The organism is Acinetobacter sp. YH12151 (assembly GCF_013418355.1).
GTDB lineage: Bacteria > Pseudomonadota > Gammaproteobacteria > Pseudomonadales > Moraxellaceae > Acinetobacter > Acinetobacter pseudolwoffii.
The window spans coordinates 1-6,198 of record NZ_VPCG01000080.1 but is presented as its reverse complement, the minus strand read 5'-3'; the positions used below and the strand labels follow the sequence as shown (position 1 = coordinate 6,198).

Here is a 6,198-nt window from a genome sequence, read left to right as displayed (position 1 = left end):
TCATGAGAAAGCCCATATAAATGGGTAATGTACAAGTTGCTGTAGAAGCATGTTTAATTCGTCTGATCACAGATACTTTATAAAGTATTTTAATACTTTTTTGAATCCGTCAATGCGTAAGTCCTATTGGATTTACTTAGATCACCGGATTATCAACCGCGAACATCTGCTGATCTTCCAGACGGAATGCCATGAGTTGATTGCCCCAGACACAGCCACCATCGACATTTTGAATTCGGTCCGAAATAGTTTTACCATTTAAGGCAGCCCAGTGACCAAACAGAATCTGATGGCTTTGCGCTGCTAATGACTCAAATTCAAACCAGGGTTTAAAGCCTTCCGGCATTGGATCATCTAGCGCATCTTTAAAGCTGTATTCCAGACGCCCCTCTGCATCAGTGAGACGCATCCGGGTCAAATAATTCACGATACAGCGAATACGCTCATGGCCCTTTAGCTGGTCTGACCACAGTGCGGGTTCTTTCCCAAACATCTCTTTCAAAAAATCATCCAGCACATCGAAGTCATCATTAGAAATGATGGCTTCAACTTCTTGTGCCAATTGAGCAGTTTTTTCTGCATTCCAGATATTCGGAATCCCTGCATGGGTCAGAATAGTCTGCTCATTTGGAAATAGACACAGCGGCTGTTTACGCAGCCAGTCAATCAGGTCATCGCTGTCGATGGCATCAATCACATCACGAACATTGTCTTTTTCTTTAATCGGCTTGATGCCGCGGGCATAGGCCAATAAAGTCAAATCATGATTACCCAAGACTGTTGCAGCCGATCCCTGTTCGGCCAGCTTCTTGATAAACCGCAGTGCAGCAATTGAGTTTTCACCTCGTGCCACCAAGTCTCCAGCAAACCAGATAAAGTCCTGATCTGCATCGAAGCGGATTTCTTTGAGCAGAGCTTTCAAGGCCTCAAAACAGCCTTGCACATCGCCAATTACATAATTATATCGAACAGTGCGGTTCATCGTTATTTAAGCCACCATTTGATCTGAAAGTGCAACAAACTGTTCAAGGGTCAGAGTTTCTGGACGTGCCATCGGGTCAACACCCGCTTTTTCAAAACCATCTTCAACCAGCATGCCTTTTAAGCTATTGCGCAAGGTTTTACGACGCTGGGTAAAGACATGAGATACCAGACGTGCCAGCGCTTTTTCATTTTTGGCCACAATCGGCTTGTCTGCATAAGGCTCTAAACGAAATACCGCCGAGGTTACTTTTGGTGGCGGATTGAAAGATCCCGGTGGTACTTCAAACAGGAAAGTCGGTTTGCAGAAATACTGGATCATGACTGACAAACGGCCATATTCCTTAGTATTTGGTAATGCGGTAATCCGATCAACCACTTCTTTTTGCAGCATGAAGTGCATGTCCTGCACTTTGCCACCAAATTCCAAAAGATGAAAAAGCAGGGGAGTAGAAATATTATAGGGCAAGTTACCAACCACGCGCAGCGGACGGCCTTCTTCAAATAATGTTGAATAATCAAAGCGCAGTGCATCGGCTTCAATAATGGTTAAACGTTCTGGATGTGGTACACGACCCGGCAGGCCCGCAGCCAAATCACGGTCAAGTTCGACCACAGTCAATGCATCACATTCACCAATCAAAGGTGAGGTCAATGCAGCCAGACCCGGCCCAATTTCCAGAATGTTCTGACCTGGACGTGGATTGACTGAGCGTACAATTTTGGCAATGACACGTTGGTCATGTAAGAAGTTTTGACCAAATCGTTTTCGAGCCTGATGCCCTTCTTCTTTTGGGTTTAAGGCATTAATTTGATACATAAAAACATTTCCAACGTGAGTGATGAACAATAATCAGTGGCGCGCCAGATCGAGGGCTAAATCGACAGCAACGTGCAGGCTGGAACTTTTCGCAAGTCCCGTACCCGCAAGGGAGAGTGCTGTGCCATGATCTACAGATGTACGAATAAAGGGTAAGCCGAGGGTAATATTAATGGCTTCACCAAAGCCCTGTGATTTTAACACAGGTAAGCCCTGATCGTGATACATCGCCAGAACCGCATCGGCATCTTTTAAGTTTTCCGGGGTAAATAAAGTATCTGCGGGCAAGCTTAAACTCATATTGATGCCTTGAGCACGGTAGCTTTCAAGTACCGGATTAATCACTTCAATTTCTTCCATACCCAAATAGCCACCCTCGCCTGCATGCGGATTGAGACCGCAGACCAAAATATGTGGATGTTCAATCTTAAATTTGGATTTCAGATCGTGAATCAGAATATCGATGACTTGATGCAAACGCTCTTTGCTAATCGCATCGGCAACGGCACGTAAAGGAAGATGCGTCGTTGCCAAAGCCACACGTAAAGTCTTGGTCGCCAGCATCATCACCACCCGCTCAACGCCTGCAAATTCTTGATAATATTCGGTATGACCGCTGAAATGGATGCCAGCTTCATTCATCACAGACTTTTGCACCGGTGCAGTTGCCACGCCGACACTTTTAGCTGACATGGCATAGTCCGCAGATCGTCGCAGTTGTTCTAATACATAAGCGGCATTGTTCGGGTTCAATTCACCTAATACCACAGGCCGATTGAGTGGCACATGTTCAACATACAGCTGACCTTTTTTTGAAGATGCGTCCTGTCCGGTATATTCAATCAACGCCACAGACAATTTCAATTGATCTGCACGGGCTTTCAGCATATTCAGATCGGCCAATACTATAATCGGACGTTCATCCACACGTTCTGCCAGACTCAGGCAAATATCAGGACCAATTCCGGCAGGTTCTCCGCTGGTGACATATAAAGGCAGCATCATCTTCTCAATTTGGCAAAGCTGAGAAATATTATAACCCGATCATATCCAGGCTGCAGCGATCATTGCAAAGCGTCCTTATAAATCAATATTTTGATACGAATTGAAAGGATGGTTACAAATATAGTCCTCGTTTTTGCGAGATATTCAGGTTTATGCCTTTCCTTATTTCAGGAGATTAGATAAAATATAGCGCTTGAAATTTCAATTTTCATTTGTGATTCTTCACGTATTCGTTTAGAATCGCGTCTCCTTTAGTTTGGACAGATTCCATAGTCCAAACCAACTATAATAGGTAGTGGTTTAATGAAAACTCTCAGCGCTAAGCCAGCTGAGGTTCAACACGACTGGTACGTTGTTGATGCTTCTGGCAAAACTTTAGGTCGCCTTGCGACTGAAATCGCTCGTCGTTTACGCGGTAAGCACAAGACTTCTTATACTCCTCACGTTGACACTGGCGATTATATCGTTGTAATCAATGCTGAAGAAATCACTGTGACTGGTAAAAAGTCACAAGATAAGAAATACTATCGCCACACTGGTTTCCCTGGTGGTATCCGTGAGACTAACTTTGAAAAGTTAATCGCTCACAAACCAGAAGCAGTTCTAGAAAAAGCTGTTAAAGGTATGTTACCTAAAGGTCCTCTTGGTTATGCAATGATCAAGAAAATGAAAGTGTATGCAGGTACTGAGCATCCACACGCTGCTCAACAGCCACAAGTTTTGGACATCTAAGGGATAACAGCACATGGCTACTAATTATGGTACAGGTCGCCGTAAGACCGCAACTGCACGTGTTTTCCTATCAGCTGGTACTGGTAAACTCGTAATTAACAACCGTACTCTTGAACAGTATTTCGGTCGTGAAACTGCTCGTATGGTGGTTAACCAACCTCTTGAGCTGCTTGAAGCAACTGAGAAATATGACCTTTACATCACTGTTGCTGGTGGTGGTATCGGTGGTCAAGCAGGCGCAATCCGTCACGGTATTACTCGTGCATTGATCGCTTCTGACGAGACTTTAAAACCTGCTCTTCGTCAAGCTGGTTTCGTTACTCGTGATGCTCGTGAAGTTGAACGTAAGAAACTTGGTTTACGTAAAGCTCGTAAACGTCCTCAGTTCTCTAAACGTTAATTCGTTTACCGAACCGGACAAAAAAGCCTTGGATTATTCCAAGGCTTTTTTTATAAGTATTCATTTTCAATATTGAAGGATATTTCTGCGGTTATTGTTCATGTATATCTTTACCCCAGACTCCGTCATGGCACCAAAATGATTTACTCAGATAATAATTTGCTACGCCAATAACAATAAATAGCAGGATGATGAGCAGTTTAATAAGCATGCTGTTTTTCTCCAGATATTTTTCTTATAATCTACCTTGGCTCAAGCCGATTGATCTTTGATGCTTGGTGCTTTTTAGGTTGAATTTTAGTATCCTAGTCTATTCATTAGAACTTCATCAGGATTTATGTCAGTCGAAAGCGCGCCTCTTCAAGGAATTACCTTATATAGTCATGCCGATGACTTCCGTTCCCATTGGATTCGCTATGTGCTTGCCGAGAAGCAAATTAAATACAACCTGATTCTGATAGATACAGATGACGAGGATCTGGCCAGTCTCAATCCTTATAATCAGTTGCCGATGCTAATCGAAAATGAACTCAAATTATTCAATACTTCAATTATTTCTGAATATGTAGATGATCGCTATCGTCAGAATAAACTGTATGCCGATGCGCCGATGCCGCGTGCGGAGCAACGTCAATACATCTGGCGCTTTGAAAATGACTGGCTACAACTGGCCGATATCATGTTACGTCATCCAGACACCCTAGATAAAAAAGCCAAAAACCAGGCACAGAAGCAGTTACAAGATATCCTGACCTCATTGATGCCACTATTCCAGCATTTTCCCTATTTTATGTCTGAACAATTCAGTATTCTGGATTGCATGTTGGCGCCAATTTTTATCCGCCTGAAACAGATGGGCATAGAATTACCGCAGCAGCAATGCCGTCCATTTTATTTATATTGCCAGCGAATTTTCAGTCGTCCTGCCTTTGCAAAATCTATGACATTGCAGGAAAAAAACCGTTATTCAGCACAAATCAAGAACCTGTAGAGAAACATCATGTCCGAACAAGAATTCAACCTTAGCCCTACTCGTCCCTATATGGCACGCGCAATCTATGAGTGGGTTTGCGATAACAATATGACGCCCTACTTGCTGGTCGATGCGACACGTCCAAATACCATGGTTCCTGAGCAGTTTATTAAAGATGGGCAGATTGTGCTGAATATTGTGCCTCATGCGGTACATGCGCTACATATGAGCAATGATGCAATTAGCTTCTCTGCTCGCTTTGGTGGTGTCTCTCGTGATATCTATGTCCCTATAGCAGCCGTACTCGGTATTTACGCACGTGAAAACGGCCAAGGTTTATTCTTTGATCCAAGTGAATATGAACATACACAAACCGATGAAGATGCTTTAAAATCAAGCACTGAAGAAAAACCTGAACAGCCAAAGAAAAAACCAACTTTAAGGTTATTAGATTAAAAAATAATGGAGCAAGTGAATGGCTTTTGATTTAGTACAATATTTTGTTGAACAGATAGAAACTCAAAAGCCTGAGCTTCTAAAAGACCATACGAAAGAAGAAAGACGAAAATATATAACTGAAATTAATGCCTTAACTTTAGGCAAACTGATTACCGAGTGGCGCAACAATCCACAAAAAATTTATAACGAAATTAATCATCCTGATGAATTATATATACTGGAAGTCGTGCGCCACCTGGCCACCCATTCGGAAAACCAGTCCACTCTGGATCGAAACCAACTAGAACAAAGCACCTCGGAAATCTTCCATTTACAGCTCACTGAATTAAAACAGCTACATGACACCGGCAATCATAATCTTAACAGTATTCAAGAACTGCTCACCGGCCAGATTGAACATTTATCCGGTCAAGCAAATGATTGGGTTTGGACAACAAACAACCTAACAGAACTCAAAGGCTCTAAACCAATTGTACAAGAAGAGCTATCATTGGAGGCATCAATGAAGGAGTTTAATCAAATGGTAAGCCAGAATCATCAGCATCAAGATGTTGAAGACGTCGTTCTTGTAGAAACCCCAACATGGGCAAAGATTGTTGAACCCATCATCGCCATTGCAATTCTTTGGGTATTAATCGCAGCCGTAATGCGCGTATTTGGTTAAAATGAACTGCAATCAAAAACCAGCATTTTGCTGGTTTTTTGGTGGTGTTTCAAAAAGTATGCTGACATTAAATGAAGCCATTATTGATGTAAAAAAAGGTTAAGTCGAAAGCTTTAAAATGGTTTTCAATCTTTTTTGAAAAATTACAACTCCTTCTAAAACCG

General features: G+C 42.5%; 8 protein-coding genes and 1 pseudogene. 5 read left to right on the top strand and 4 right to left on the bottom strand.

The genetic code is table 11. The annotated features are described in order from the left end of the window. Positions 1 to 136: 136 nt before the first annotated feature. The 3 genes from FTU82_RS15365 to pdxA are packed head-to-tail and all read right to left on the bottom strand — an operon-like array spanning position 137 to position 2,803. Entirely contained in the window at positions 137 to 982 is an 846-nt protein-coding gene (locus FTU82_RS15365; protein WP_005169457.1) for a symmetrical bis(5'-nucleosyl)-tetraphosphatase, read from the bottom strand. A 6-nt stretch (positions 983 to 988) separates the two neighbouring features. Further along, complete coding sequence (gene rsmA / locus FTU82_RS15360) at positions 989 to 1,801, bottom strand: 16S rRNA (adenine(1518)-N(6)/adenine(1519)-N(6))-dimethyltransferase RsmA (protein WP_005169455.1); 813 nt, start codon at positions 1,799 to 1,801, stop codon at positions 989 to 991. A gap of 33 nt (positions 1,802 to 1,834) precedes the next feature. Next, positions 1,835 to 2,803 (bottom strand): 4-hydroxythreonine-4-phosphate dehydrogenase PdxA, encoded by a 969-nt coding sequence (gene pdxA / locus FTU82_RS15355; protein WP_074383506.1) that lies wholly within the window; start codon positions 2,801 to 2,803, stop codon positions 1,835 to 1,837. A 306-nt stretch (positions 2,804 to 3,109) separates the two neighbouring features. On the opposite strand from pdxA, the gene rplM reads away from it, so the two are divergent. The 5 genes from rplM (at position 3,110) to FTU82_RS15330 (ending at position 6,034) form a co-directional block, all read left to right on the top strand. Beyond that, positions 3,110 to 3,538, top strand: coding sequence for a 50S ribosomal protein L13 (gene rplM / locus FTU82_RS15350; RefSeq protein WP_004281682.1), 429 nt, complete (start codon positions 3,110 to 3,112; stop codon positions 3,536 to 3,538). 13 nt (positions 3,539 to 3,551) lie between these two features. Continuing rightward, positions 3,552 to 3,938: a 30S ribosomal protein S9 gene (gene rpsI / locus FTU82_RS15345; RefSeq protein ID WP_005007735.1), complete on the top strand. Its 387-nt coding sequence runs from the start codon at positions 3,552 to 3,554 to the stop codon at positions 3,936 to 3,938. Positions 3,939 to 4,275: 337 nt separating this feature from the next. Beyond that, entirely contained in the window at positions 4,276 to 4,929 is a 654-nt protein-coding gene (locus tag FTU82_RS15340) for a glutathione S-transferase N-terminal domain-containing protein (protein ID WP_180101596.1), read from the top strand. Positions 4,930 to 4,938: 9 nt separating this feature from the next. After that, the gene (locus FTU82_RS15335) at positions 4,939 to 5,367 is read left to right on the top strand and encodes a ClpXP protease specificity-enhancing factor (protein ID WP_180101594.1); all 429 of its coding nucleotides are present in this window, start codon (positions 4,939 to 4,941) and stop codon (positions 5,365 to 5,367) included. A gap of 19 nt (positions 5,368 to 5,386) precedes the next feature. Further along, positions 5,387 to 6,034, top strand: coding sequence for a hypothetical protein (locus tag FTU82_RS15330; protein ID WP_180101592.1), 648 nt, complete (start codon positions 5,387 to 5,389; stop codon positions 6,032 to 6,034). 67 nt (positions 6,035 to 6,101) lie between these two features. Here FTU82_RS15330 and FTU82_RS15325 read toward each other — a convergent pair. Next, a pseudogene (locus tag FTU82_RS15325) lies at positions 6,102 to 6,198 on the bottom strand (IS1 family transposase); the annotation flags it as partial.

Excerpts from the sequence above, each read along its gene's own strand:
- FTU82_RS15365 (WP_005169457.1), bottom strand. The coding sequence starts at position 982 with ATGAACCGCACTGTTCGATATAATTATGTAATTGGCGATGTGCAAGGC.
- rsmA (WP_005169455.1), bottom strand. The coding sequence starts at position 1,801 with ATGTATCAAATTAATGCCTTAAACCCAAAAGAAGAAGGGCATCAGGCT.
- pdxA (WP_074383506.1), bottom strand. The coding sequence starts at position 2,803 with ATGCTGCCTTTATATGTCACCAGCGGAGAACCTGCCGGAATTGGTCCT.
- rplM (WP_004281682.1), top strand. The coding sequence starts at position 3,110 with ATGAAAACTCTCAGCGCTAAGCCAGCTGAGGTTCAACACGACTGGTAC.
- rpsI (WP_005007735.1), top strand. The coding sequence starts at position 3,552 with ATGGCTACTAATTATGGTACAGGTCGCCGTAAGACCGCAACTGCACGT.
- FTU82_RS15340 (WP_180101596.1), top strand. The coding sequence starts at position 4,276 with ATGTCAGTCGAAAGCGCGCCTCTTCAAGGAATTACCTTATATAGTCAT.
- FTU82_RS15335 (WP_180101594.1), top strand. The coding sequence starts at position 4,939 with ATGTCCGAACAAGAATTCAACCTTAGCCCTACTCGTCCCTATATGGCA.
- FTU82_RS15330 (WP_180101592.1), top strand. The coding sequence starts at position 5,387 with ATGGCTTTTGATTTAGTACAATATTTTGTTGAACAGATAGAAACTCAA.